Origin of the sequence: Enterococcus ureilyticus, from assembly GCF_001730315.1 — a bacterium.
GTDB lineage: Bacteria > Bacillota > Bacilli > Lactobacillales > Enterococcaceae > Enterococcus_L > Enterococcus_L ureilyticus.
Map to the genome: position 1 here is coordinate 1 of NZ_MIKC01000014.1, position 25,313 is coordinate 25,313.

Consider the following 25,313-nt stretch of genomic DNA (forward strand, 5'->3'; position numbering starts at 1 on the left):
GACGACTTAATTCTAAAGGATATCAGGGTGTCTTTTCTATTATTTTGCATTAAAAAGATGCCGGTGATTTCTCACCAACATCAGAAAGTATAGAGCCTAAATTTTTTATTGTCAGCTTAAAAGCATTTTTTTATTTCTAAAAGTTTCTTTATGACTATATACATTTTTGTCATCAAACTACTTGTATAATACTTGAACTCTCCTATAAGTTCGACTGCATATCCATTAAAAGTTTCTTTAAAATTTAATACACCATCACTTCCATCAAAATTGCCCTCTATTCCATAAAAATTATAAAGAGGAATGTTACTTTCTACTGTATATTTCAGCATTTGGTCTTGTATCAAAAATGGTGCATACATATTTTTGTACTTTTCAACTGTTCCTGAAAACAAATAGACAACTTCTTGAGGGCATATTAAAAATAAAGCACATCCCAACGTTACAATACCATTACTACTATTTTTACTTATAGTCAAAGCTTCATCAATTCTTATATCATATGTTTTTTTCTGCGACAATAATTCATTTTTTTTGTTAGCTTTCTTCTTGTATCCTTTCGTTTCGCTATTATCATATTCATCCAAATAAGAATGCAGTCTTTGTATATTATCTGAGAGTTCTTTCTTTTTTTGGGTCAAACTTTTCAAATATTCGTGCACATTTAGCTCAGCAACTATAAACTTTGCTCTGTCTCCATAAATTTTATATACTTGCTCATAGTAACTGAGCGATTTATCCTGAAACATTTTCCTTTTACTTGTTTCTTCTGTGATCTTTTTAAATACTGGTAATTCTCTATACTCTAAATTCCTTATTTTAATACCAAATTGGTTTGTCTTATTTAGACTATATATTGCCTCTTTATTATAGGTTTGTGTTAACTCTCCATATGAGTAGCCCTTAATATCTTTTATATAAATCCAAAGAGGATTGCCGTTATCCCTAAATCCTTTTTTGGGGTGCTCATACTCGAATCCTTCTTCTAAAAAATAGTTAATTGCTGTAAGGTCTTTTTCTCCAATCTGACTTCCTAAGTTGTCAAACGTTCTATGTCTAACATTGGGTTGGATTGTCAGGTATAGCCCTCTATTTTTATTCACGAAAGTTTTTATACCTGAAATGAAAATTTTGAAATTTTTTTCTTCATCTGGCATTTCAAAACCTGCAATATCATACTCAAAACCAACTCTACGCCTTAGTCTTGTTACTATTGTTGCATAAACGACTTTTCCATCATAATCTTTTAATCCTACAAAATATACAACTTGCCCTCTAGCTTTCTTTAGGTCTGCCATTTCTGCTGTTTGCAAATAATTGCCTTTTCTTGATTCTTTTGCATAATTCACAAATTCTTCTCTACTTATTTCATCACTAAAATGCATAAAACACCTCCTGAAACAAATGTACAAATATTGTGCCTATAAGAAATACTATTTCTTCAGCTAAATATTTCAATTGCTTCATTTACAACTCCCATTATTATTTTTGAAGATAATTTGTCAAAACATCATATCGAATATTAATCTTGAGCATAGACCTAACACTTTAGAATCTATTTTTCTTTATCTAAATTTACTCTACTTTTACTAATCTACAGTTATAAACTTTGTACATTCTGATTTCATCACTATTTCACTATAAAAAATTCCTTCTAGAAACCATGCACTTTTATTTTTTTTAAAACACTCAAGTTGTCTTTCTAACAAACTTTTTATCTGTTTATATTTAGCCAAAATTTTCTAATTATCCCATACTGGAATGCTTGAACCATTTGACATTTGATTTATAATTTTTGCGACTTCTTCAGACTGATAATACTTTACTATTTTCTTATACGTAGTATTTTCTTCCTCTGATTTTCTAACCGCAATAACGTTGTAGTACGGTTTATATTGTTCAGATGTTTTTTCCAAATAAATGGCATCTTTTGTAGGAACAAGCCCTGCATCTGAAGCTACATTGTTATTGACTAGTGCAATATCCGTATCGTCCATCGTCACAGCTGTTTGATTGGAATCCATTGAGACAAACTTTAAATCGCGTAGATTATTGGTTATATCGTATATAGTTGGTAACAGTCCTTTCGATGCATCTAACTTAATTAAGTTTGCTTCTTGCAGAAGTAATAGTGCTCTGCCTTCATTCGATGGCTCATTTGGAATTGCAACAACTGATCCTTCCGCTAACTCTTGGATCGCAGTTAATTTTTTTGAATAGACACCCATGGGATTTAAAGTCGTATAGCCGATAACTGTATTCGAAAATCCAGCTTCTTTATTGATTGTTTCCATATATACTTCTGTTAAAGCAGCATGCATGTCAATTGATTTATCTTCTAATGCAACAATCGGTGCTCGATAATCTGTAAATTTAACAATCTCTAACTCAAGATTTTCTTTCTCTAAAAGTTCTTTTTTAAGGTATTCCCATTGGTCATTTTTTTCTCCAACAACGCCAACTCGGATTTTCATTAGCTGCTTTGTGTTAATCGTATCATTATGTGTACACCCTGTTAGGAGTATAAACAATACTATAATTACAAAAAGTAGTTTGTTTCTCATGCTATTCCCCTCTTCTTTTTTCAGATGAATTCCATTTATCCTATTTTATAAATACTCTTTTATAGATAAAATATTGTATTTTCGGCGTTTTAAACGAGAAAAAATAGCTTTCTTCTCTTTTGTAGTAAATATACCCACACCATTAATCAAATTGCGACTATCCAAAGAATATATACAGAGTTCTTTATTTTTTCTATGTTCTTCAAAAACAAAATAAAATTGTCTATTTAGATAAAGAAGTCTAGATAGTTCTTTAGTGTTCATACAGTCTTACCTTTGTTCGAATATAAAAAGATCTTCTATGCTGACCTCAAAAACTTTTGCAACATCGTAAACTAATAACAATGAGGGTATACTTTTTAGACGTTCTAAATTTATAATTGTTATTTTAGAAACTCCTACTCTATCTGCTAACTCTTTTTGTGTCATTCTTTTTTTAGCTCTATATACATGAATAGTTGTATCGATTATAGTATGATTTGCCATGAAATCTCCTCCATTTTTAATGAGAAAAATTAGAAACGATTGATTAAATTAATCCGAAAGAAAAGTAACCTTAAAAATTTAATCATTATTACTTTTTGATTTTCCTTTTTTTACAATATAGCCATGTTGTTCCCGCCATATCTGCAAAGTTTTTTGATCTACTCCAAAATACTCTGCAATTTCTTTATATGTGCGTCCTTCTGCTTTATTTTTATGAAATTCTTCTTCAGTGATTGAATTGATTTGACTACATTGCTGTATTTTGCCGCCCAATTTTTTTCCTAACTCTAATATTCTCTTGTACCTAACAGACTCCGTGTCTTCATACCACTTATTATCCATATTTATTAAACTCAACATTTCTTTTCTCCATACTCTCTTTTCTGATCTATTTGCCATTTTTCATCACCTCAAATAGTATGATAATAAAAGATATACGTGTAAAAGATTAAACTATCATTTTGTTTTTAACTTCCACTATGTCCAACAATTATAAATAACATGAAATAAGCTTGAACGAATCATTACCTAAATGAAGTAATATTCGTCACCTCTGACTCGTCCATCTTGATAATCAAAACATCCTCTGTTTTTTTATTAAATTCTAATAAGAATATCTCTTCTATTACTAATTTTTTTGTTTCAACGTAATCAAGTAGCCAATCAATATTTTTCCCTACTTCACTTAACTCGGTTTGATTTATTTGACCATCAATGACTAAATATTTACTAAAGGAGTCATCCCCTCTTAAAGAAATTGCTAATTGTCCATTTGACTCTATTCGAACATTTTTTAAATGATCGATGCTTGTTACGCCGTTGTTACGTAGCAATGCAACAAAGTCTCCCGCTGTCAACTTGGCCTTGAAGAATCCTTTTTTATTTGGTTGATTGTTTGAAAATAATTCGATAGAATTTCCCTCCACTAAATCACGTAGCCATGTTAATCGCAACTTCAGAAAATTGACTGAAACAATGATGCTAAACCAAATGAAAATGATGAATATGAACTGAATCGGTTGGATTGTAAAATTCAATATAACGGCACCAGCCATTCCTCCAAGAAAGAAATTCTGTATTTGGTCTGAAGGGGTCACTGGAGCCATAGCAGCCCTTCCAACAATATGAAAATAAAATACGATTGCAATATAACCGATAAATAATTTTTGAAAAACAACAATATAATCCATCCTTAATCTCTCCTTAACCGTTAAATGTTCTGATGATAGTAAAAAGCATGACGATCCACTTCTTAAATGCTAAAGTGATCTTCATGCTTTTACTTCTATTCGTTCTTGAATAGTCTTTTTATACAATTTTTTTGTTTATACGTCTATGAGCAATAGCATAGATCCTATTATTTGATTAACTAATCTAGGGGAAGATTGGTTTTTTTATTTATTGAACTCGTCCATTTGCGACTTGTTCTTTTACATTACTTGCTGCTTTACTTACAGAATTTTTCGCTTTCTCTGTTTGATCGCTAATGGCATCTGTAGCTTGATCCGTTACCTTTGATAACTTGTCTTGCAATGTAACAGAATCTTCTTCATGTTGCTCTTTTGTTTTGATATCTGCAACTTTGATATTAACTTCAATTAATTCTAAGCCTGTCATTTTTTTGATGTTTTCAGAGACTATTTTGACAAGTTGATCCACTAATTCGGGAATGTTTTTCCCAAACTCAACAACAATCGATAAATCAATTGCTACTTGTGTTTTACCAACTTCAACATTAATTCCTGTCGTTACATCGTCATTGTTTAAAATCTTTCCAGTTAAATTAGAGAAGAAACCTCCATCTACTGTTAAGAGTCCATCCACTTTTTCCACTGAAAAGCCAATGATTTTTTCCAGCACTTTATCATCAAAAGTTAATTCCTTTTTGATTTCTGCTGTTTCTTTTTTTTCTACTTGTGCCATGTGTACACCTCACCCTTCATTTTGTTAGATAACGCTGATTTATATAGTACCCTGCGACTGAACCTAAAAGCCCTAATGCAAGAATAGCTATCATTTTAAAAAAACCTACATAGATAAATAAAACCGCTAAAATAATGCCAATAACAAATCCGACTATAGGGATTTTATATTTTTTTACTAATTCCATTGTCTACCTCCAATTTTAAACAACACGTTTTCGATTATCCGTTTTTGTTACCTCACCTTTGAAAGGTTTAAGCTTTAATTTTAATCGTACGGATTCTTTTGGTAAAGAAAACATCTGCTCAAACGTACCTTCAATTGAGTCTATTAACCCCTCTAGTGAGGCAACTGCCTCATCATCCGAACTAATTTGTCCTTTGATCACACTAATTAATCGTTGGTGTTTTTTAAAAACTTTTACATTAACTGTAGCTTTTGTAATAAACGATATTTTTTTTATTTCAGCTAAAATCAATGACTCCAATGCTTTTTGTTCGATTGTTATTTTACTATGCTCTTTTTGGATCAAGAGATATTTTTGATTTACTGGAAAGAAGAGCACAATTAACAATCCCATCACTACTAGTAGAAACAACGTGCAGCCACTGTAAAATAAGAACATTGGGATAAATGGTCCAATTAGTGGGTACTCTTCTAATGACAAAAAAATGATTGGTAGATCGGCTATATATTGATACTGAATTACCACCGAAAATAATTGTAAAAGTAGCGCGATACTTAGTAGAAACCAAACGAATTTCTTAAATCTTCCCATAACAAACTCCTTTGTATTTGTTCTTATAATTAACTTGGCGCATTGATCATAGACCAAGTTAGAGTTGCTTGATAATCTCCTACATAAACGTTCGTTGGAATATTCACTAAGCTTACAGGATTTGATGTTGTCCCTAACGTATAGGTCCAGCTATTCATCCCTTTACCTGAGGGAGCACTGATTACATTTTGTAAGGAGCTATTCAACGTAACATCAAATATTGTCAGATCCGTTGAGGTTGTCCCATTTGATTTAACTGTTCCTTTTGGCATTTTGATTCCCGCAGTAAATACTTTTCCAGTTGTGGTACTTTTAGGTGTAAATGTTGAGGTCTTTGCTTGGATACGCCAACCTGTTTTGGTTCCGCGCTGATCTTCCATCGAAATGCCTACAGTCTGGTTAGTTCCCAGTTCGACATTTTTAGTCGTAACTCCTGCCTTAATTGTACCAAAATTTAATGTATCAGAGGACAGTAACCCAAAATTACCAGGTGTTACTTCAACAGGTACACTATAATCTGAATAATTTCCTGAAGGATCTGTAATACGAACGGTTACTGTTTGTTTCCCTGATGTTGTTGTATCTAAGGCTGTACCTACATAAGAATAAGTTAAATTTGCTGTCCCACTGTTGTCAGTAACAGCCGAAAACATATCTTTTAAAGCAAGTGTCCCATTTACGACTACTGATAAGGTTGATTTAACCGTACCAGTTGGTTTCGTAGTATCTACTACCGTCACTTTAGAAGTTACGCTACTTGTGAGATAGTTATTGTTCGTAATCAACGGCTGATTAATGGTTATCGGTAAATCGTAACTTCCTAAGGTATCTGATTTTAGTGTCCCTCCAAACGTTGAACTCAGTTTGGAATAACTGGATACTGTGGAAAAATTTGTCACTGCTTGTTTGCTTGTATCACTGCCTAACTCTAGTGTGACATTTTTGGCGGTTACTTTGTTAAAATCTAATTCTTTTAATGCAGTCTCTGTATCGGTTGGAACAACATTTACATACTCATAATAATTTTCAGACCTTGTAATCTTTTTAAAATTAGCTCCATAAAATTTTAAAATTCGTCCTGGGTCTTTAGAATATACTCGGTAAATCTGCCCATAGTAGGCACTTAATGGGCCTTTCGATTTGGTTTTGTCAGGCATAATTTGATTGTTAAAATTTTCTATTGTCGTCGAAGGTTGTGCTTTAGCTATCGATGATCCAGATGTGGTAACTAATTTATGATCAGATGACACTTGGTATTTTGATAAACTAGCATACTCAGCGGAACTGTCAGCTAACAGATTGTGAAATCTCCACTTATCCGCGGATACAATGGGCCCAAAATCACTTGCAAACCCATCTGTACTTAACTCATCTGTGCCTGAAGCTAGCGAACTTACTATAGCTTGGTTAGCCAGTATACTAGTGAATTGAAACCCAATTCCATTATGATTATCAACACCGTTATTATTGTCAAAAGTACGAAAAGTTATAGCATCATTTATTGGTACAAATCCTCCCGGTGTAAATAAGTAATACATATTAGTATAATTAGATGGAATACTACCAAAGGAAGTACCATCTGCATTAGAGACTGTTTGCTTTGATGGCTCCGCCAGTACGAACCTCATAAAGTCTCCATACTGTATCTGTTTTCCATTGTATGCTGTTGCCATAGCTGATTGTAAACTGTCACCATTCATAGCAGCATTGAATCTTGAAGTTCCTCCTCCTTTTGGAAACACTGAAATTTGAAGATATAATTTACCTGCAAAATCTTTATTAAAAACTGCTGAAGAGTCACCAGGAGTAAAATACAATTTTGCCACATTTGTACTATTGTCTACTTGAAGAGAAAAAAAACTATCTTTAGCTGTCCCGTTACCATATAAAGGCACTGTGATCTTGCTTTCAAGAATAGCTGCCTCTACTTTTTCCACATTTAGTAACGATAATATCCCAGTAAAACCAACAATAAAAATGAATAAACCTATTGTCTTACGAATAATTTTTAACACATTTATCAACTCCTTCTTTACTTTTTATTCTGCAACATTATTATCAATTTTTTTCTTTTTCTTTTTTATTCTTTTTCGCTTCGCTTTTAATTTAGCCTCTTCTTCTTTTCGTTTTTTTTCTTTTTGTCTTTTATACATGAAGAAAACTACCACAGCAACAATGAAGAAGATAATCCCTAAAACACTCCCAATAATCCACCAAAAATAATTTGTTTCTTGTTTTACTTCGACTGCTTCATCATTTAACTTTTTACTTTCATCTGCTGAAATAATAAAAGCTTTTTTAAACGTCCAATTTTTCTCTCCTGCAGAAGCCTTTACAGAAACTTCGTACTCGCCAGCTTTTAATGCTTCATTTGACCAAGATACAGGATAGTCAAAATTTGAATTTGGCGCCATGGATAAGCCTTCTTTTGTTTCTTTATATAGGACCTCACTGGATCCTTTTTTCGAAATCGACGCGTCGACTTTTAGTCCGTTGACAATCGTTGCTTTCGTATTTTGCAAATTCAATGTCACAGCGGTTCTATAATTTAATAACGTTGGTTTCACATCGTTCAACACTAATTCAGGAACGACCGTTGCCTCTGTCTCCTTTAACGATACTCCAATAACGAAAGAGTACTCATTTTTGATTTGAACTCCCTCACTGCTCTTCTCATTTTTGTCAGAAGTCGTATCTTCTGCAATTGAAAATCCTCCTAAAATCGTTCCATCAAAGGATTCTTTCGGCATATGTAATTTAAAGATAACTTCTTTGCTTTCATCTGCTTTCAGAGTGACCTTTTGTTCCTTGTCAACTAATGAAGTGAAAGGATATGCTAACGAAGAATCGTCTTTAGTATCTCTAACACTATAATCAATAACACCATTTTGATTTGTTGTAGCTGTCGTCGGTGTCACATTAACCGTGATCGACTCTTTACTTGTATTTTTTAGCGTCATGGCTAAATCTTGTTCTTGATTGGGCGTCATTTTTAAATCAAAATAAGATTTCGATGCATCAATCTGATTTTCTGGAATCGTTGCTTTTACGGAATAGTTAATGCCTTCTGCGGCAGCGTTCTTGGCAAAAAAGCCAAGAAACCCACCTACTATGCATATAGTCATTATTAATTTGTTTACTTTCATTCGTGTACCAACTTTCTTAAAATGAATTCGCAATTAATTAGTAGGCAGTTTCTTCACTCGTCTGCTATCAAACTATCGTTGCTTTATTTAGGGGCGTCTAATAATTCCCAATTAATTGTTGCTGTATAAGTTGTATTTGCTTCAGGTGATCCCGCTGGAACACTTAAAACTGCGTTTGTATTTTCTGTTTTTCCACTTTCAGCTGGAAAGGTTGTTAACCAAGTTCCTTTTCCGGCACCTTTTACAGAAATTGCTACCGTTTGTTTACTTGCATTAAAAGCCAATGTTGTGGTTCCAGTCGGTGCTTCTGATGTTGTCGCTTGACTGGCAGATTTTACTTCTGGATTTTTAAGAGTTAATTGTGCTCCTTTTAATGTTGAAGTTTTGCTTGCTGATACAAAATCCGAAATACTTGCTTGTACGGTCCAACCAGCACCCGTTCCACGAGTATCCGTCACCTGTACATAAGGGTCTGTATTTTTAGCATAAAACGTCATGTCTGATCCTGAAATTTTATGTTCACCAAATGCAAAGTTTGAAACGTAATCGATTGATAATGGCCCGACATTTCCAGTTCCATTGTTATTTGGATCTGCTGGATCGATAGGGCTTGTTGGATTAGGATTCGTTGGATCCGTTGGATCCAACGGTGGTGTTACTTGTCCTGACCCATCTGTCAAACTGATACTACCGTTACTTACTGTTTCAGCCTGTGCTTGTGTTGCGATCAATACATTTGCAAGTACGATTGCTGAGAATACAAAAAGTTGTTTTTTCATTTTTTTTCCTCCTTATTCTGGCGCTTCTGTTAGCGTCCATGAAATCGTCGCTTTATAATCTGCTTTAAAATTGCCCGTAGGGACATATAATTTCACTTCTTTTTGCGCTGCCCCTTGAGAATCATTTTCAAAATTGACATACCAAACACCTAATCCATTTCCTTTTGCAGCAGTCAATAATTTTTGATCTGTGCCGTTTAATGATACTGCATTTGAAACAGGTTTATTCGCATCTGCAACTGTTGTTGCGGTGTCAGATGTTTCCACTTGCCCTTGTGGCAATGTCAAGACCGCCCCTTTTAATGTACGAGCTGTGTTGTCAGTGTCTGTTCCAGTAAAATCAGTGATTTTTGCTTTTAAGGTCCAACCAGCTCCAGATCCTCTACTATCTGTCACTTGAGCACCCATGGTACCTGCACTTCCATTAACCTGGGCAGATTCACCGACAACGGTCAAAGCTTCTCCAGATATTTTAGCATTTGGAAATACAAAACTTGAAACTGCATCAATTGTTAATGGACCTGTGTTACCCGTTGGCGGAATTGGTAAAATTGGATCTGTTCCACCTCCATCTTGATCTTGTGCTTCTAATGAGAATGTTGCATCAGAGTTTGCATTACTTTCTGCTCTCACAGTACTACTTTGAATTGTAAACGCGCCGTAAAGAACGCCTACTGTTATTAACGTAACAATTTTTTTCATTTTTTTATTCTCCTTTTTTAAGACGGTGCGTCTACTAATTGCCAATTCATTGTCGCTGTATAGCTACCTGTATAAGCGTTTTGAGCGATATCCTGAAGAGTGACTTTATCTGATGTAGATTCGAAAGTATCTAGCCATCTACCCATCCCTGTGTCTTTTGGTGCATTCATTACATTTGCATATGATGAATTTAATACTACTGATTTAGCGACTACTCCTTGCGTACTATCAACACCATTTGAGACGGTTCCTTTAGGAATAGAAACAGAAGCTGACAAGGTTTTTGTAGAATCCGTCGTATTTGTAAAGGTTCCTACTTTCACATTGAGCGCCCAACCAGCCCCGGTTCCACGGACGTCTCGAACTTGTACGCCTAATTTTTCACCATTTGTCGTTTCAGCTGTTTTACTCGTAACACCAACTTTGATCGTACCAAAGTTAAACGATGATACAGCATCTATAGTCAGAGAACCTGAACTATTCGTAGCAGGTTTTACATTGGAATCTATTAAGGCTCCTGTCCCGTCGCCCGCAGCAACTGTCGTATTCGCATTACTAGTGGCATCATCTGCATAAGCAGCGGTTCCATTGCTATACAAGAGGATTGAGCTTAATAATAATCCATATGTTAAAAAACGTTTCTTCATTTATTTCCCTCCTAAAATTACTTCGGTGCATCAGCTAAGGTCCATGTAATAGTTGACACATAGCTTCCTTTCATACTACCTGCTGGGATTTCGATTGAGACTTTTGACTCATTATCTGTTCCATCAAATTTATCGACCCATGATCCTAAACCGCTTTGGGCTGCTGCTTTAAAGATCGTTGTGTCTGTTTCATTTAATGATACTTCGCTTGCAGTAGGTGCGGTGGAGCTATTGCCATCATCACTAGAAACCGTTCCGACTGGAATGGTTACCTGAGCTCCTTTGAGAATATTTGAAGAATTTTGTGAATCAATAAAATCTGTACTTCTTACTTGTAATGTCCAACCGACACCAGTTCCTCTTTTATCCGTAACTTGAACATTCCCATCAGTTGTAGTAGAATAATATGTCGCTTTCTTACCTGTTAATCTTTGCGTTCCAAACACAAACGGAGAAACATTATCAATAGTTAATTCACCCACGTTTCCTGTCTTACCACTTGGCGTAGTTGGTACTAGAGGATCTGTACCAGAATCGGAATCTGGTGTTAATTCAATGGAACCATATGATGTCGCACCCTGGCCATTTGCGCTCCCATTTACTGTTTCTTCCGCAAAACTTGCTTGAGTACCTCCCAATAGAATAAATCCAGTTGCGAATAGACTTGAAAAAATAATTGTTTTTTTCATTTTTTTTCCTTCTTTCTATATTTTTTATAATTAACATAAATTATATATACAATGATCACGTTAACCATGAACATTCCAATATACATCGGTATTTCAGTAGCAGATTCACCTGCTTTGGGTAAATCGGTGCGACCAACTGGTTTTATATAACCAGAGTTATTGTCACCACCTCCTTTAATTGTTGATTCTGTATTCTCTGTGCTTGATGGAGTTGTACTTCCAGGCTCTTTTTCAGTAAAATGTATCCCTACTTCACTTTTTGCTTGTTGAGTAGATTTCATAGTTGAAGTCTCAACTTGTTCAGCTAGGACAGCATTGCTTGAAAATAACAGAAAACTTAGCATAATGAATGTAAAGTAAATTATATTGATTTTTTTCAAAGTCTCACTCCTTTCTATTGTTTATTTAGAATTTTATAGATTATCTTGTGGTCTATCAGCCAACATATATCCTTTAGATCGGATTGTTTTAACCAAGCCTCTATCTTTTGGATCTAACTTTCCGCGAAGGCTGAAAATCAAATTTGATAATTGAATTTTGGAAGCCGATGAATCTTGTCCCCAAACATAGGAAATTAACTCTTTATAACTTACAGTAGTCCCGATATTGTTCGATAAACAATTCATTATTTTGTATTCTAAACGAGTAAGCTCTACCTCTTTATTTCCGTCAACTACAAGTGTCCTATTTGCGCTGTTCAATTCTAAGCTCTTGTGTGAATTTTTTTGGCTGGATAACTTTTCATGATAATTTTTTAATAAAATAGGTATTTCTGAACTTTGAGTATTCAAATTTATAACTTGCATAGCACCTAATTGTAAATAAACCAACCGTTCATTTTTATCTTCATTACCCAGAGTGACGATAAAATAAGCACTCGTATATGATTTCAAAAATGCTAACCACTCACAAATTGTTAGAAAATCACTTGAATCATTTCCGTTTAGAACAATGACGTCTAAGCGTTTTGAAAGTTTAAAATCTTCTTTCTTATTAGGTATTCTTATAATCTTGTATTTAGAAACTTGGATAATTTCAGTCAAAAAAATCTCTTCGTTGTTAGTAAAATCTATTAAACCAATTTCTTTCATTTTTTCACTCCATTCTCTTGTTTTACTTTAAAACAAGAAAAAGCCCTAACTAGTTAAGTATCTTAACGAATAAAATCTATTTGACGCTTTATCTGACGGATAAAAAAATAAACCATCATTGATAGAATGAATCAAAATGGTTTATGGTATATTCTTTATTAATTTCTGAGATCGTAATCTATAAGCTTAATTGCTTCTCTTTTTTCTGATAAAAAAGTATTGATGTAAGTATCCAATGTCAACTTTATAGAATGGTGGCCTAAAAGTTCACTTATCGTAGCAATAGTCACTCCTTTTTCCAGACACCGAGTAGCAAAAGTATGCCTAAGTGAATGAAAACACACATCATAAATACCTAACTCAGAAATAATTTTTTTAAACCAATATGTTATCAACCTTGGTTCAATAGGTCCTTTTGTTCCAAATACATATTGACTCTCAGTTAATTCTTTCAACCTTAATAACTCAACTCTAATTGAATTTGAAATAGGAATAATTCTCATAGAGTTGTTACTTTTAGGAAGTTGCTCTACTATTTTAGTTCTTTTCTTTTCATTTGGTTCGAAAGTTGGTAAACGTTGAATAGTACGACTAACGTTGAGAACATTAGCGTAAAAATCGATATCTTCCCATTTTAATCCACAAATTTCGCCAATACGTAAACCTGTTTGAAGGGCTAAAAGTATTGGAAGCCCTTTTGGGTGATTACGAGAATATTTTTGAAGGTTACTCTCTTCATCAATTGTCAGCGAGCGAACTTTTTTACTATTTGGCATTGGCATACTTACCTTGAGACATGGATTATCAAATAATATACCTTGTTTCACTGCTTCTTTCATACAAGTTTTTAAAACTTGCAATATAACTCGAATTGAAGACCTAGACAGCTTGGCTTCTAAACATATTATAAGATTTTCAATGTGTTGAGCTGAAACTTGCTTTAGCTGAATCTGCCCAATTTCTGGAAATATATGTTGATACAATTTATTTCTATAGCTAGTATAAGTACTTAGTTTGACTTTTTCTTTCACGTTAGAAAGCCAAAAAATGCCCCATTGTTGCAGGTTTCCTGTATAGTTTGAGTTAAGACTATGGTACTCATGGTAGTAGAGGGATTTCATGAGTATTAATTGTTCTTTAACGGCATTATAAGTGCGCTGATAAATATAACCGTATTGAATAGTACCGTCATCTTTACGATTTTTAATATACCTTCCCTCCCAACGTCCATCTTTTCTTTTATAGATATTTTCTCCAGGTTTAGACATAAGATCCTTCTTTCCACTGACGGCTTATTGACGGTTTAAAAAAAACCTGTCCTAGTACAGTATTTAAAATGTTTTAAAAATAGTTTTAATAGTTTTGGTGTCAAATCATTTGACATATTGGCAAAATTCTATTATATTAAACCCAAATTTTGATATATGAAGTGCAAAAAAATGATTTTTTCTTGTTTTAAAGTAAAACAAGAAAAATCATTTTTTTCTGAAAAACTTATTTTATATGCTAATTAAAACACGTTTATATTTTTTCCACAAATATAAAGCTTACTAAAGGTTTAATATATTTGAAGATTAATATTTTGATTATCAAAGTATTATTAATATTTATACTTCAAATCTAAACTTTAACTATGAATCCCTATACAAAATACAATCAAAAAATTTCAATGACAATTGAAATGTAAAACAGACTATTTATAAAACCATATATGCCAATTACATAATTTTAAGAAAATACGTCTTTGATATTATTGATTAATTTTTTACTAGAGTATAACAACAAATTCATTTTGAAAATAAGTTAGCTACTGTGTCCCTTCGAAATATTTTTATATTATTTTCAAAACAATATCATATAGAGCCAATTTTATCAACGAAAATTATAATTATATTTTTATTTTTTTTAAATACCGAACGTTATTTAAATTAAAATATATTTATAACTTTTATATCTTTTTACTAAACTATAATTATATGGTTATTATAACGAAGTTAAGGCGCACAAAACATCTATACCAATTCTATCTTCTGAATCTGCACTTTAAGACACAAAAAGCTTCCTACAACGATGTAAGAAGATTTAGCATACACTATTGATCTTTACAGTATTAACCAGTTTTTCTATTATGCAGCCTTAGATCATTACCGAAGTCTCTTTTTATTTATTGGTTGAAATAATTTATTCAATATTTAAATGGTGACTGATTCTTTCGTCTCTATTGGTTTCTACGTTACTTTAGCTGCTGATCCTTTCAAGATCAAGTTTCGTTCAAATTCTGTAAATACTGTGAAGAGTAAAGTATTAATTGACTAGTAGAACTTGATTTTATCTCTTATGATATTCTCTTATGTAGCGTGGAAACTCGTATCCTGCTTATTCAATCAATTCACTAAAAACACTAATAAATTTGATCCTCTATATTTTTTCCAATCGATCTAATCGCCATACAAAAATTTTGTCCCCAGCTCGCGCATGATCAATATTTAAAATTAATAATTCTTTTCTGTTGGATTGTCCCGGATCATTAATCAGTACCATTAATTGAATATAAATTTTAACGATTTTTTTAATACTATATAGTTGAAATCACAAGGAAAACTTATTCCCTATATATGACTATGTATAAATTTTTTCAGTGCGCAAAACAGTTTGAATACCAAACTATTTTGCGCACTGATTTAATGAATATTTTATTACTAAATTATATTAATTAATCTAGCGAATCGATTTCGCTGTTGTATTGTTTTAAAAGATAACTCATGCTTTCTGACAATTTGTCGATATCTAGGTTACTTTCGAAAGAGTAGCCCAAAATGTCGTGTGTTCTTTTATCACCAGAAACTATGATAAATCCGCAAGGTAAAATCGAGAATACGTAAAGTGATTTCAATTTATTTTGACAATCTCTAGGGTAGAGAATCGGTCCAATCTTATACTTTTTATTATTTTTCGTCGCAAAATATCTGTTTGCAACCATTCTGGCTTCTTCTATATTTCGACTAGTATTTTGTTTCATTACGGTTTAATACCAATGATGGCTCCTTGGTGCGTATTGAAACCGCCAGCACCCCCACCTATGCCAAGAACTCTAGGGTTCAATGCATCAAGTCGAAAATATCCGTTTGAATTTCCATCCCATCCCCAGTTAATATGATAAAATCCGTTTCCATCCGCTCCATCTAAAACAAACGCATGCCCACCTACTCTACCAACTCCCTCGTAATAGATAGGACGTAAATTTACCAGTTCGTTATTAATTAAGTTTTTCCAGTTATCTGCTGAATAGTTATCTCTACTAACATGAGATGTGCTATCAGAATAACCAAAATTTCTAACTAATGCACGTGCTGCCCATTGACCAAAGCTCCCACTTGATGCTCCATAATACATATTTGATGCTATACCTACATCAGACATAATCTGTGCCACTGCATTTACTTGATCTGATGTTTCATTACCATTGTATGTTGGCAGAATATTATTCCAATCATAATGCCTTGTTGAGATTGGAGCTGTTAAATTTTGAAGATAGAAATTATCAGTTTCTAACAAATATGAGTGATCTCTAATTCCTCGCTCTGGATAATTATGATATTTCATAATTTGAACTGTTGCGGTTGCAACACATCCTGTCGCTGCATGATTTCCAATTTGTGATTCGTTTCCCGCTAATGCCCGCTCAATCACAGGAGTTTGGAAATTATATGGATAACCTTGCCCGTATTGAATACCATTCACATCTAAAAGCGCTGGAATTTCTGGCTCTACTATCTTATCATTCTCTGGGAATACTATTGCCCCTTCTTGCTTTTCATACTCAACTTGACTCGAATACTCCTCAAGAAAACCCAGAATATTTGTTTTATTCAGATCTACGTCAAGGCTTCCCTCTTTAGAATAAGCTAGGACCTCTGGTGATCTTTTATCTCCTGAAATAACAATAAATCCACCATTACTTTTGTTAAATGCGTATACATTACCAGGCTCTACGATTCCACCAAGAGATACCGGATTTAAAGACGCTTGGTCTATACTGCGTTTTGTTCGGTTTCCAGTAGTATCTGAGAAAAAAGACAATGCAACATCTTCAGCTTCTGATGAGGAACGTGAATAATCCTCATCAGCATAAGCAACAACAGAAAAAGACGAAAAAAGAATACTAGCGACGGCCAACAGTTTTAATATTTTTTTCATAAACAAACCTCCCTAATTTATATAAATCAAACAAGCATCTGGATGATACTCATTTAATTATCTCTATGATTGTATAGATTTAAATTAAAAATACTCACATTTACATTATGTTTTGACTAAAATATTATTAAAAGTAACATTGCTTAGTTATTAAAATAGCACATATATTTGTTGTTTTCAACTAAATAATCATTACATATTGTTTTATTTTTTTATAACTAACGTTCTCTAATCTTTTCTTTATATAACAAGATTTTATATATAAAAATCTTGCTATATTAAATTCCACATACAATTCAGAATATATTAATTCTAATTTAAAACGATTTAAAAGTTATTATATTTTTTTCTGTCTTCTTCTGTTTTGGCGCGTAGCAACTCTAGCTTGTCGGCCATCTTTATTAGCTGCTTTTTTTCTAAAAGTTCTCTTCCGACTATGTTATCATCCGTACCAATAGCATATTCAATTAATAATTACACTATCTCCACTTTACCAAACACTGTCTCCGTTAAAGGTTTGAATAACTTATACCAAACTGTTTTATTTGATATATTTTGTGCACCATCATTACAATTTTTTCGTTATTATTAGATCGATTAATACGTGGCTCTTCTATTTTGAAAAAATCAGTTTTTTGTCCGTCGAAAAAGATAGATCCGTTCTCAATGGTAATAATACGATCTGCGACTTTCTATGCAACTTCAATATTGTGTGTCACAATAATTTGTGAATTTCCTGATTTGGTCTGACTTTGGAGAAGTCTCAACACTTCTTGAGCTAATTGCGGATCTATTGCTAATGCTCGTGCAATCGCTACACATTGCAATTACCCACCCGACAACACTTTTGGATATACTGTTTCTTTTCCTTGTAACCCGATTTTTTCAAAAGAGATTTTTCTTTTGCGTTTACTTGCCAATCTTTTTTTACTTGAATTGTCCCATCAATAATGTTTTCAATTACAGTCAAACGAGGAAACAAATTAAAAGATTGAAACACTACGCTAAAATTTAGTCTATATTTTTTTAGTCTGAAAACGTTATTTTTATCAGAACTAACTCATAGTCGTTGACTGTAATGGTCCCCAAATCATATTCCATTCTCACTACTCCTTTTCTATTTTTTATAAAAAAAGTCCTTTTACTAGCATAGCTAGTAAAAGGACCATTATAACTGTGGTACCACTTTTTTAAGAAAGTTATTTCTTTCTCTTACTCCGACTCAAAATAAGCAATCAGCTGTCTATGTAGAGGTAGACATACCGCTTATGCCTACCTATTGATAAAAGATCTTCAAAGGTCATTTTTAATAGCTCGCTTCTAATTCTTCTCACTAACCAGAATCTCTTTAAAACAGCTAACTGTTTACTGACCCCATCAAAAGACATTTATTTACACCATGACAACATTTAACTTAATAATGTCAACGTTTATATTTCCCTTTTTCATTTTTAATTTGGAAAACTCTGATCAAAACTACTTAACCCATTAACATTTAAAAATGGAACTTGTTGACTGAAAATAGCAGGAATTATTGCTGAATATATCCTTGGTCGTTTTAATTAATTTCCTCAAATTCGTCTGACTGTCGAATTTATTTTTTGTATAATTTGTGCTTTATTTCCTCAATTAACAAAACTATTAATCTGATAAGCAACCTAAGATTAGCTAAGTTTCAGAGGTCGATCCTGATACTTAATCGATGTCGCTACTCCCATCTTTGAATCCTGCTATCCTTTTTGAATTTGATTCATTTAAATTTAATCAAATTGAGACAAACTTCCTAAATCTCCTCTATAATTATTATTCACACCGGCATATTTGGCTATATCGCTTAGTTGGTTTATAATTTGATTTTGTTCTTCGGTAAATTTCCATTTCTCAGTAAGACTTTTAAAATAGATAAAATTGACTAATCTGGATATTAAAGCTTCCTCGTTTATTGTGTTATCTATTTTTTTGAAAACTTTCAACAATACGCTTTTTAGTTCTGAATAATTTAGTTCTTGATTTTCTTTTAAGCTATTATACAGATTAGTTATTAATTTTTTTGATTCTTTATCCATAAAATCCCTCTTTTCTATTTTTAATTCTTTTCAAAAGAAAATAGCAAAAAGCTATCGTTCTTTCCAAAAAAATCTTGACGCCCAATATCCGTACAAACATGACAATAATATTAACAATAGTTCACAGTAAACCCACATTTTTACTGATACAAAACCTAACACGCTTGCTACTAAAGAAAATACCAAGAAGAATGCCACTGAATACAATTTAAAGACATACCCTTTAGCTTCAAACTTCATTCCTCTTTTTCTGTATAGTAGCCAACCTAAAAGACCAAATCGTAGTACCACAGATCTTTTTCGAATATTATTTTTCATCCATTCCTCCAAATAACTTCATTACGTATTTTTCACTATTCTCAGTATGACCATTATCAGACCTTTTTAGGCTCTGACTCTTAAGCTTTCCTAAGTGCATGATATAAATTATTATTCAAATTGACGATTGTTTTAATTCTTCTGGTAATGTCACACTAGTTTCAGGTCTAATAAAGTATACTAAGCAATCCTTCTTTACTTCTAGTGTTTATCTATTTACCTATCTTTTTATTTAAAGATATCATTTCAATTAATCCTTGAGCAACATCTGCACCTTTATTTCCTGCTTTTGTTCCAGCTCGCTCAATCGCCTGCTCGATGGATTCAGTCGTCAACACACCAAACATTACTGGAATATCTGATTCCAATCCAATATGAGCAACTCCCTTTGCGACCTCATTGCTCACTAAATCATAGTGTGTTGTTGCTCCACGGATAACAGTTCCTAAAGTAATTAAGCCATCATATTTTTTACTTTCAACGATTTTTTGTGTTATAAAAGGAATTTCAAATGCGCCTGGTACCCAATAAACATCAATATTTTCTTCTAGTACACTATTACGAGTTAAAATATCTATTGCTCCACTCAATAGCTTGCTATTGATAAATTCATTAAAACGTGCAACCACAATACCAACTTTCATGTCTTTTCCATTTAGCTGGCCTTCAAATGTTGTCATATTTTTCTCCCTCTCTTAAATAGATAGTAAATGATTAAATTTTTCTTTTTTTGCCTTTAAATAGTTTCTATTCTCTTCTATCGGTGTAATTTCAATTGAAACTCGTTGATTGATCTTGATCCCAAATGCTTTTAATTGCTCAATTTTTTCAGGATTATTCGTAATTAAGTCAATCTCTTCTACACCAAAAGTACCTAGTATTTCTGCTGCAAACTGATAGTCTCTCTCATCTGGCTTAAAACCTAAAACTAAATTTGCGTCAAAGGTATCCATTCCTTTCTCCTGTAGCTGATATGCACGTAATTTATTTTTCAAGCCAATCCCACGACCTTCCTGGCGAAGATATAGAATGGCTCCCCTTCCCTTTTTCTCAATCATCCGCATTGCTTCATGCAATTGTTCGCCACAATCACAACGATGCGATCCAAAAATATCCCCTGTCAGACATTCAGAATGTACACGAACTAACAAAGGCTCTTTAGGTTGTCGAATCTCTCCTTTTGATAAAACCAAGTGCTCTTTATGTTGCTGATCTTCAAAAAGAGTCAAATCAAACTCTCCAAATACTGTAGGTAGTTTTACTGTTAATGGTTCTTCTGCATTTAGATAGGTCACTAATTCTTCCACTGTAACAAAAGGAAGCTTGTGTTTTGCTGCAAATTGTACTAACTGCGGTCTCCTAGCCATTGTCCCATCTTCATTTAGAATTTCACAAATATACGCTGCTTCACTTTGATTCGTCAACTTCGCTAAATCAATGGCTGCTTCAGTATGCCCTCTTCGTTCCAAAACACCGCCTTCTTTACCGATTAGCGGAAAAATGTGTCCTGGACGGTGAAACTCTCCCGAAACACTCCCATTTTTTGCTAGAAATTCTATCGTTTTCGCACGATCATAGGCTGAAATTCCTGTTGATGTCTCTTGGTGATCTACACTAACAGTAAAAGCAGTCCCAAAGCTATCTGTATTCTTTTCTGACATTTCCCCAAGTTCCAGATGATCAGCAATTTGTTTTGAAATAGGAACACAAATTAAGCCTCGCGCAAATGTAATCATAAAGTTTACACTCTCGGGCGAAACCAAATTTGCAACACCAACTAAGTCACCTTCAGCTTCTCGATCATCATCATCTGCCACTACAATTAACTTGCCTTTTCTTAAAAATTCAATCGCTTTCTGAATGTTTTTTCTACTCACCTAATTCAGCCCCTTCCATTCTATCCGCTTAGACATACCTAATTGTGCTTTTACATATTTTCCGAGCACATCCGTTTCAACATTCACGTACTCTCCATACATTAATTTGCCTAAATTTGTCTGATTCCTTGAATGAGGAATCAAGCTAATTGAAAAACTTCTGGCAGTTACCCGTGTGATTGTTAAGCTGACTCCATTGATTGCTATAGACCCTTGAGAAATAATTTCACCTTGAAATTCTTTAGGAAAATCAAAAGTCAAAATAAGGGCATTTTCCTGTGTTTTTTTCTCTCTAAGTCGCATTACTCCATCTATATGTCCTGTCACCAAATGTCCCTCCAAGCGTCCATTATAAGGTAGCGCCCTTTCCAAATTCACCTCATCATTAATGTTCAATCGTGAGAATGTTGTCCGCTGAAATGTTTCCGGCATAATATCCACTGTAAACTGTTGATCCGTTTTTCCAACTGCGGTCAAGCAAACACCATTAATCGCTATACTATCACCAACTTGATAGTCCTTAAGCAACTGCCGAGAAGCTTGACAGGTCAACTTAATTGTTCGCCCCGTATAGTTAATTCGAAGAACCTTTCCTTTTTCCAGAATCAAACCTGTAAACATGCTACACTCTCCTTCCAACAATCCTGAAATCACTACCAATTTTTTCTAAATCGACAAATTTCAATGGGGTTTTTGAATTGCTCTCTCTATTACTTGACATACTTGAAAGACTATTTCCGCCAAGAAGCAATGGCGCCACGTAACAAATAATCTCATCCCAGTAATCACTGGCCAAAAAAGCATCATGAATTACTGAGCCCCCTTCTACATAAACAGATTGAATATTTCTTTTGTGTAGTTCATTCAGAACATTCTGAACCGTAACCGAAGAAAAGTAGCATACCTCTACATGCTTTGGTAATTTACCTATATGTCCAACTTTTTCAGTAAAAATCAATACCGGTGCAGTAGCATTTTTAAAAATCCGTAACTTAAAATTAGAAAGAACTCTTCCTCTTCGATCCAACACGATACGAACAGGAGGGAAATGAGATTTTTTTGTTGACAAAAGTAACGGATCATCAATTATAATCGTTTCACTCCCCACCAAAATCGCTTGATAATCTCCTCTTTCTTCATGAACTCTTTCAAATACCTTTTTTTGAGTGAGATTTGTTCGTTTTTTCCTTAAAGAAATTTTTCCATCCAGTGACATTGCCTGTTTTAGAGAAACAAATGGACGGTGCTTTTCGAAAAAGTGATTATAATGCTCATTTAAGTCTCGTACCTCTTTTTCCAATACACCTATTATTACATAAATACCTTGCTCTCTTAACTTTTCCACTCCTTTTCCTGAAACAAGCGGATTAGGATCATGTTGTCCGATTACGACGCATTTGATTCCTGAATCGATGATTACCTGCGTACAGGGTGGCTGTTTTCCATAATGATCACAGGGTTCCAAGGTAACATAAATTGTTGAATTGAGTAGTTTTTCGGGAGTTTTACACAAATTAATTGCGTTTTTTTCAGCATGTTCTTGACCATATTTCAAATGCGCACTTTTTGAAATCACTTCATTTTCACTAACAATCACTGCACCGACTAAAGGATTAGTAAAGGTCTTCCCTTTTCCTTTTTTCGCTTCCAAAATCGCTAGCTCCATAAACGCTTCATGCAAGAGAATTCCTCCTTTCTAAACAAAAAAGCCCTACGCATACACGCAGGGCCGATTAAAATTAAACTCAAAGAAGCCTTGACAAAAGAAGATACACTTCTCCCGTCGGTTCTACTAAGTTTTTCTTCTCCCATCCAGACTTTAACTGTCGGTTCCAGATTTTCACTGAATCAACCGCAAAAATGCGGGTCACGGACTTCAAGTAATAACTTGTCACCGTCGGTCGGGAATTACACCCTGCCCCGAAGAAATCTATTCAATTAACATAAACAGAATACAAGTTAGAGATTAACTTGTCAAATTTTCACAAATAAAACATGAACAATTTTCCCTTTTTTGGCATGATAAATGTATTAATTTTCTTTTAAATGGCGGATAAGAATGTCAATTTCCTTTTTAAATGGCTGGGTGTTTGCCTCGATAAATTGTGGATAATAAAAACATTAACTTATTTTGTTTGAGTTACTTATATGGAAAATAGGCTATTATTTGACATATAATTAAAATAAAATTATAGTTCAATTGAAATATAAAAAGAAAGAAGGTTTTTATTTTGAAAAAGAATTTGTTTTTTGCTCTTGTATTATCTTCTGAAGCTAGTGCAAAAGAATGGGATTCTCCTGAATGCCAACCTGGCTATTATTACAAAAGAGGGGGAATTAATTTAGGGAAACCACAATCAGCAGGTATGTGTGTCCCAATGGGAAATGCTGGTCAAATGCCTTATAAGATTTGGTGATAGAGTGAAAAATACAAATAAATTTTTCAAGAATTCATTATTTAAATTAATTCCAGCCGTAATTTCTCTTTTAATATCTTTTCTTTTGAACGCACCTTTTTATTTTGTAGCAGGCGCATTATATGCATTTCTCTTACTATTTTTGTTGCCTTCGTTTGACTTTGGGTTCTTAGATTTCAATGTAAAACAAATAAACCCTAGTTTTAAATCAGAAAAAAAATTTGATGAACATCAACGCATATTACCTAGTATTTTAGTCTTGCTGGCTTTAATTACTTGTATTTTCTTACTCTATTTTGAGTATAAATTAAAATATTAAAATATAAGTATCTTATTTATGTTAGTAGCATTCATGGGCATGTGGCTTAATTAAATTAGGAAGAAGTGTACAGAAAATGACCATTTTCTGCACACTTCTTTTTTTCACGTATTTTGTTCTAGTTTTTGACTATATAGTGTTCAAAAAGCCATAACAAAATCAATGTTCAATTAATTGTGTTGATTGAACATATGCTACGATCAAGTGGAAAGGAGTTGATCATTTTGAATATTGATTATGCACGAGTATTAACTGTATTACCAAATTTGGATTTTCAGGATGACAGTCTAAAAAAAATATGGCTGTGAGAAAATCTTTACAGATTATTTGAACGGCTCAAAAAGCAAACGTCCTGGTTTAGAAGCTGCGATCGAGTATGCGCGTGATGGAGACAAAATTGTTGTATGGCGATTAGATCGTTTAGGGAGAAATATGTAAGATTTAATCCCATTAGTAAATCGATTAAATGAACTAGGGGTGAGCTTCCATAGCACACAAGAAAATATCACAATGGATAAATCTAGTTCTGCAGGTCAATTGATTTTTCATTTATTTGCAGCTTTTGCGAAATTTGAAAGAAACTTAATCTTGGAACGATTAGCAGCTACCAGAGAAAGGGGATGTTTTGGTGGCAGACCTGAAAAACTTACTCAACAAGATATAGAATTACTGAAGACTTTAGTAGATAACGGTACACCAATTAAAACCATTGCGGACAAATGGAACATTTTTCGGACAACAGTTTATCGCTATTTAGAAAAATGAAGAAGAATCATTAAACGAAGTAACTTTGAACCATTGAGCTGTTTTAATGATGAACAACGAGCTGCTGTAGATATCTATAAAATCATTGAACCCAATATTATAGGGGAGATACCTTTATTACGTATCTCTAATGAAACAACTATTCCGCTAAGAACATTGCAATGCTGGAAAAACGGATATCAACAGTATGGTTTATCTTATTTGGTTCGAAGTCATCGATCAGATTCTGGATCTACGAAAGTCGAGACTACTGTACAATCGTTGATTGAGAATACACGATTAAGCAATCGACGAATTAGTATTGCTACTATTCATCGGAAGTCAGTGCACAATGTAATCAACAAAGCTTACCTGTTCCAATTTATACTATAGAATTGTTAAAATTATGCCTAATTCAATTATTGAACTAGCTCACCATGGAGTAAAGCCTTATTCAGAAAAATGCGACTTGGTTTATATTAGAGAAGCATAGAACAAAATGAGTTTTGGCAAGCAGATCATACATTGCTAGACATTGAAGTATTGATGAAAAAATGTAACGGCGACATC

The 25,313-nt window shown here is 33.4% G+C and carries 28 protein-coding genes, 1 pseudogene and 1 riboswitch; of the genes and pseudogenes, 3 read left to right on the forward strand and 26 right to left on the reverse strand.

Translation table 11 applies throughout. The features are described 5' to 3' along the window. Positions 1-116: 116 nt before the first annotated feature. From BCR24_RS08055 to ribD, 26 genes are all read right to left on the reverse strand, one after another. Positions 117-1,385, reverse strand: a complete 1,269-nt coding sequence (locus BCR24_RS08055) for a peptidoglycan bridge formation glycyltransferase FemA/FemB family protein (protein WP_069640047.1) — start codon at positions 1,383-1,385, stop codon at positions 117-119. Between the two features lie 357 nt (positions 1,386-1,742). Beyond that, positions 1,743-2,564 (reverse strand): MetQ/NlpA family ABC transporter substrate-binding protein, encoded by an 822-nt coding sequence (locus BCR24_RS08060; protein WP_069640048.1) that lies wholly within the window; start codon positions 2,562-2,564, stop codon positions 1,743-1,745. Positions 2,565-2,609: 45 nt separating this feature from the next. Further along, the gene (locus BCR24_RS16685; protein WP_141707037.1) at positions 2,610-2,828 is read right to left on the reverse strand and encodes a hypothetical protein; all 219 of its coding nucleotides are present in this window, start codon (positions 2,826-2,828) and stop codon (positions 2,610-2,612) included. Positions 2,829-2,834: 6 nt separating this feature from the next. Next, complete coding sequence (locus tag BCR24_RS08065) at positions 2,835-3,050, reverse strand: helix-turn-helix transcriptional regulator (protein ID WP_069640049.1); 216 nt, start codon at positions 3,048-3,050, stop codon at positions 2,835-2,837. Positions 3,051-3,128: 78 nt separating this feature from the next. Further along, a complete protein-coding gene (locus BCR24_RS08070; protein ID WP_069640050.1) occupies positions 3,129-3,449 on the reverse strand; it encodes a hypothetical protein in 321 nt (106 codons plus the stop codon). 125 nt (positions 3,450-3,574) lie between these two features. After that, a complete protein-coding gene (locus tag BCR24_RS08075; protein ID WP_069640051.1) occupies positions 3,575-4,240 on the reverse strand; it encodes a DUF421 domain-containing protein in 666 nt (221 codons plus the stop codon). A gap of 208 nt (positions 4,241-4,448) precedes the next feature. Continuing rightward, positions 4,449-4,973: an Asp23/Gls24 family envelope stress response protein gene (locus BCR24_RS08080; protein WP_069640052.1), complete on the reverse strand. Its 525-nt coding sequence runs from the start codon at positions 4,971-4,973 to the stop codon at positions 4,449-4,451. Positions 4,974-4,989: 16 nt separating this feature from the next. Then, positions 4,990-5,160 carry a DUF2273 domain-containing protein gene (locus BCR24_RS08085; protein WP_069640053.1) on the reverse strand — a complete coding sequence of 57 codons (171 nt, stop codon included), beginning with the start codon at positions 5,158-5,160 and terminating at the stop codon, positions 4,990-4,992. Between the two features lie 15 nt (positions 5,161-5,175). Beyond that, complete coding sequence (gene amaP, locus BCR24_RS08090; protein WP_069640054.1) at positions 5,176-5,751, reverse strand: alkaline shock response membrane anchor protein AmaP; 576 nt, start codon at positions 5,749-5,751, stop codon at positions 5,176-5,178. A gap of 29 nt (positions 5,752-5,780) precedes the next feature. Beyond that, a complete protein-coding gene (locus BCR24_RS08095; RefSeq protein ID WP_069640055.1) occupies positions 5,781-7,766 on the reverse strand; it encodes a WxL domain-containing protein in 1,986 nt (661 codons plus the stop codon). A gap of 24 nt (positions 7,767-7,790) precedes the next feature. Continuing rightward, entirely contained in the window at positions 7,791-8,897 is a 1,107-nt protein-coding gene (locus tag BCR24_RS08100) for a WxLIP family cell surface protein (protein WP_069640056.1), read from the reverse strand. An 83-nt stretch (positions 8,898-8,980) separates the two neighbouring features. Beyond that, positions 8,981-9,676 carry a WxL domain-containing protein gene (locus tag BCR24_RS08105; protein WP_069640057.1) on the reverse strand — a complete coding sequence of 232 codons (696 nt, stop codon included), beginning with the start codon at positions 9,674-9,676 and terminating at the stop codon, positions 8,981-8,983. Positions 9,677-9,688: 12 nt separating this feature from the next. Continuing rightward, a complete protein-coding gene (locus BCR24_RS08110) occupies positions 9,689-10,378 on the reverse strand; it encodes a WxL domain-containing protein (protein ID WP_069640058.1) in 690 nt (229 codons plus the stop codon). Positions 10,379-10,395: 17 nt separating this feature from the next. Beyond that, positions 10,396-11,025 carry a WxL domain-containing protein gene (locus BCR24_RS08115; RefSeq protein ID WP_069640059.1) on the reverse strand — a complete coding sequence of 210 codons (630 nt, stop codon included), beginning with the start codon at positions 11,023-11,025 and terminating at the stop codon, positions 10,396-10,398. Positions 11,026-11,042: 17 nt separating this feature from the next. Beyond that, positions 11,043-11,714, reverse strand: a complete 672-nt coding sequence (locus tag BCR24_RS08120) for a WxL domain-containing protein (protein WP_069640060.1) — start codon at positions 11,712-11,714, stop codon at positions 11,043-11,045. Continuing rightward, a complete protein-coding gene (locus BCR24_RS08125; RefSeq protein ID WP_069640061.1) occupies positions 11,711-12,094 on the reverse strand; it encodes an EF2685/EF0750 family sortase-dependent surface protein in 384 nt (127 codons plus the stop codon). The genes BCR24_RS08120 and BCR24_RS08125 overlap by 4 nt, the downstream gene beginning before the upstream one ends. 33 nt (positions 12,095-12,127) lie before the next feature. Then, positions 12,128-12,805 carry a winged helix-turn-helix domain-containing protein gene (locus BCR24_RS08130; RefSeq protein ID WP_069640062.1) on the reverse strand — a complete coding sequence of 226 codons (678 nt, stop codon included), beginning with the start codon at positions 12,803-12,805 and terminating at the stop codon, positions 12,128-12,130. 158 nt (positions 12,806-12,963) lie between these two features. Next, positions 12,964-14,073: a tyrosine-type recombinase/integrase gene (locus BCR24_RS08135; protein ID WP_069640063.1), complete on the reverse strand. Its 1,110-nt coding sequence runs from the start codon at positions 14,071-14,073 to the stop codon at positions 12,964-12,966. 1,445 nt (positions 14,074-15,518) lie between these two features. After that, entirely contained in the window at positions 15,519-15,785 is a 267-nt protein-coding gene (locus BCR24_RS08140) for a Spi family protease inhibitor (RefSeq protein ID WP_069640079.1), read from the reverse strand. Positions 15,786-15,823: 38 nt separating this feature from the next. Continuing rightward, entirely contained in the window at positions 15,824-17,002 is a 1,179-nt protein-coding gene (locus tag BCR24_RS08145) for a C10 family peptidase (RefSeq protein ID WP_069640064.1), read from the reverse strand. A 692-nt stretch (positions 17,003-17,694) separates the two neighbouring features. Beyond that, the gene (locus tag BCR24_RS17280; protein WP_275579452.1) at positions 17,695-17,829 is read right to left on the reverse strand and encodes a hypothetical protein; all 135 of its coding nucleotides are present in this window, start codon (positions 17,827-17,829) and stop codon (positions 17,695-17,697) included. A gap of 933 nt (positions 17,830-18,762) precedes the next feature. Beyond that, the gene (locus tag BCR24_RS08150) at positions 18,763-19,068 is read right to left on the reverse strand and encodes a bacteriocin immunity protein (RefSeq protein ID WP_069640065.1); all 306 of its coding nucleotides are present in this window, start codon (positions 19,066-19,068) and stop codon (positions 18,763-18,765) included. A gap of 530 nt (positions 19,069-19,598) precedes the next feature. After that, on the reverse strand, positions 19,599-20,066 hold the full coding sequence (gene ribH / locus BCR24_RS08160; protein WP_069640067.1) for a 6,7-dimethyl-8-ribityllumazine synthase: 468 nt from the start codon (positions 20,064-20,066) through the stop codon (positions 19,599-19,601). A 15-nt stretch (positions 20,067-20,081) separates the two neighbouring features. Then, a complete protein-coding gene (locus BCR24_RS08165) occupies positions 20,082-21,263 on the reverse strand; it encodes a bifunctional 3,4-dihydroxy-2-butanone-4-phosphate synthase/GTP cyclohydrolase II (RefSeq protein ID WP_069640068.1) in 1,182 nt (393 codons plus the stop codon). Beyond that, the gene (locus BCR24_RS08170; RefSeq protein ID WP_069640069.1) at positions 21,264-21,884 is read right to left on the reverse strand and encodes a riboflavin synthase; all 621 of its coding nucleotides are present in this window, start codon (positions 21,882-21,884) and stop codon (positions 21,264-21,266) included. A 1-nt stretch (position 21,885) separates the two neighbouring features. Continuing rightward, a complete protein-coding gene (ribD, locus tag BCR24_RS08175; RefSeq protein WP_069640070.1) occupies positions 21,886-22,944 on the reverse strand; it encodes a bifunctional diaminohydroxyphosphoribosylaminopyrimidine deaminase/5-amino-6-(5-phosphoribosylamino)uracil reductase RibD in 1,059 nt (352 codons plus the stop codon). A gap of 115 nt (positions 22,945-23,059) precedes the next feature. After that, positions 23,060-23,195: riboswitch (FMN riboswitch) on the reverse strand. A gap of 299 nt (positions 23,196-23,494) precedes the next feature. Here ribD and BCR24_RS08180 point away from each other — a divergent pair. The 3 genes and pseudogenes from BCR24_RS08180 to BCR24_RS16690 all read left to right on the forward strand — a co-directional run bounded on the left by BCR24_RS08180 (position 23,495) and on the right by BCR24_RS16690 (position 25,136). After that, positions 23,495-23,680, forward strand: a complete 186-nt coding sequence (locus tag BCR24_RS08180) for a hypothetical protein (RefSeq protein WP_239574273.1) — start codon at positions 23,495-23,497, stop codon at positions 23,678-23,680. 543 nt (positions 23,681-24,223) lie between these two features. Further along, positions 24,224-24,764: pseudogene (locus BCR24_RS08185) on the forward strand (recombinase family protein). A 33-nt stretch (positions 24,765-24,797) separates the two neighbouring features. Beyond that, on the forward strand, positions 24,798-25,136 hold the full coding sequence (locus BCR24_RS16690; protein WP_141707038.1) for a hypothetical protein: 339 nt from the start codon (positions 24,798-24,800) through the stop codon (positions 25,134-25,136). Positions 25,137-25,313: the final 177 nt, after the last annotated feature.

What these genes read in the sequence shown, in the direction of transcription:
- BCR24_RS08150 (WP_069640065.1), bottom strand. Translation starts at nt 19,068, where the DNA reads ATGGATAAAGAATCAAAAAAATTAATAACTAATCTGTATAATAGCTTA.
- BCR24_RS08115 (WP_069640059.1), bottom strand. Translation starts at nt 11,025, where the DNA reads ATGAAGAAACGTTTTTTAACATATGGATTATTATTAAGCTCAATCCTC.
- BCR24_RS08135 (WP_069640063.1), bottom strand. Translation starts at nt 14,073, where the DNA reads ATGTCTAAACCTGGAGAAAATATCTATAAAAGAAAAGATGGACGTTGG.
- BCR24_RS08105 (WP_069640057.1), bottom strand. Translation starts at nt 9,676, where the DNA reads ATGAAAAAACAACTTTTTGTATTCTCAGCAATCGTACTTGCAAATGTA.
- BCR24_RS08110 (WP_069640058.1), bottom strand. Translation starts at nt 10,378, where the DNA reads ATGAAAAAAATTGTTACGTTAATAACAGTAGGCGTTCTTTACGGCGCG.
- BCR24_RS08100 (WP_069640056.1), bottom strand. Translation starts at nt 8,897, where the DNA reads ATGAAAGTAAACAAATTAATAATGACTATATGCATAGTAGGTGGGTTT.
- amaP (WP_069640054.1), bottom strand. Translation starts at nt 5,751, where the DNA reads ATGGGAAGATTTAAGAAATTCGTTTGGTTTCTACTAAGTATCGCGCTA.
- BCR24_RS08080 (WP_069640052.1), bottom strand. Translation starts at nt 4,973, where the DNA reads ATGGCACAAGTAGAAAAAAAAGAAACAGCAGAAATCAAAAAGGAATTA.
- BCR24_RS08075 (WP_069640051.1), bottom strand. Translation starts at nt 4,240, where the DNA reads ATGGATTATATTGTTGTTTTTCAAAAATTATTTATCGGTTATATTGCA.
- BCR24_RS08170 (WP_069640069.1), bottom strand. Translation starts at nt 21,884, where the DNA reads ATGTTTACAGGTTTGATTCTGGAAAAAGGAAAGGTTCTTCGAATTAAC.
- BCR24_RS08070 (WP_069640050.1), bottom strand. Translation starts at nt 3,449, where the DNA reads ATGGCAAATAGATCAGAAAAGAGAGTATGGAGAAAAGAAATGTTGAGT.
- BCR24_RS08065 (WP_069640049.1), bottom strand. Translation starts at nt 3,050, where the DNA reads ATGGCAAATCATACTATAATCGATACAACTATTCATGTATATAGAGCT.
- BCR24_RS08060 (WP_069640048.1), bottom strand. Translation starts at nt 2,564, where the DNA reads ATGAGAAACAAACTACTTTTTGTAATTATAGTATTGTTTATACTCCTA.
- BCR24_RS16685 (WP_141707037.1), bottom strand. Translation starts at nt 2,828, where the DNA reads ATGAACACTAAAGAACTATCTAGACTTCTTTATCTAAATAGACAATTT.
- BCR24_RS08120 (WP_069640060.1), bottom strand. Translation starts at nt 11,714, where the DNA reads ATGAAAAAAACAATTATTTTTTCAAGTCTATTCGCAACTGGATTTATT.
- BCR24_RS08145 (WP_069640064.1), bottom strand. Translation starts at nt 17,002, where the DNA reads ATGAAAAAAATATTAAAACTGTTGGCCGTCGCTAGTATTCTTTTTTCG.
- ribH (WP_069640067.1), bottom strand. Translation starts at nt 20,066, where the DNA reads ATGACAACATTTGAAGGCCAGCTAAATGGAAAAGACATGAAAGTTGGT.
- BCR24_RS08085 (WP_069640053.1), bottom strand. Translation starts at nt 5,160, where the DNA reads ATGGAATTAGTAAAAAAATATAAAATCCCTATAGTCGGATTTGTTATT.
- BCR24_RS08140 (WP_069640079.1), bottom strand. Translation starts at nt 15,785, where the DNA reads ATGGTTGCAAACAGATATTTTGCGACGAAAAATAATAAAAAGTATAAG.
- BCR24_RS08130 (WP_069640062.1), bottom strand. Translation starts at nt 12,805, where the DNA reads ATGAAAGAAATTGGTTTAATAGATTTTACTAACAACGAAGAGATTTTT.
- BCR24_RS08055 (WP_069640047.1), bottom strand. Translation starts at nt 1,385, where the DNA reads ATGCATTTTAGTGATGAAATAAGTAGAGAAGAATTTGTGAATTATGCA.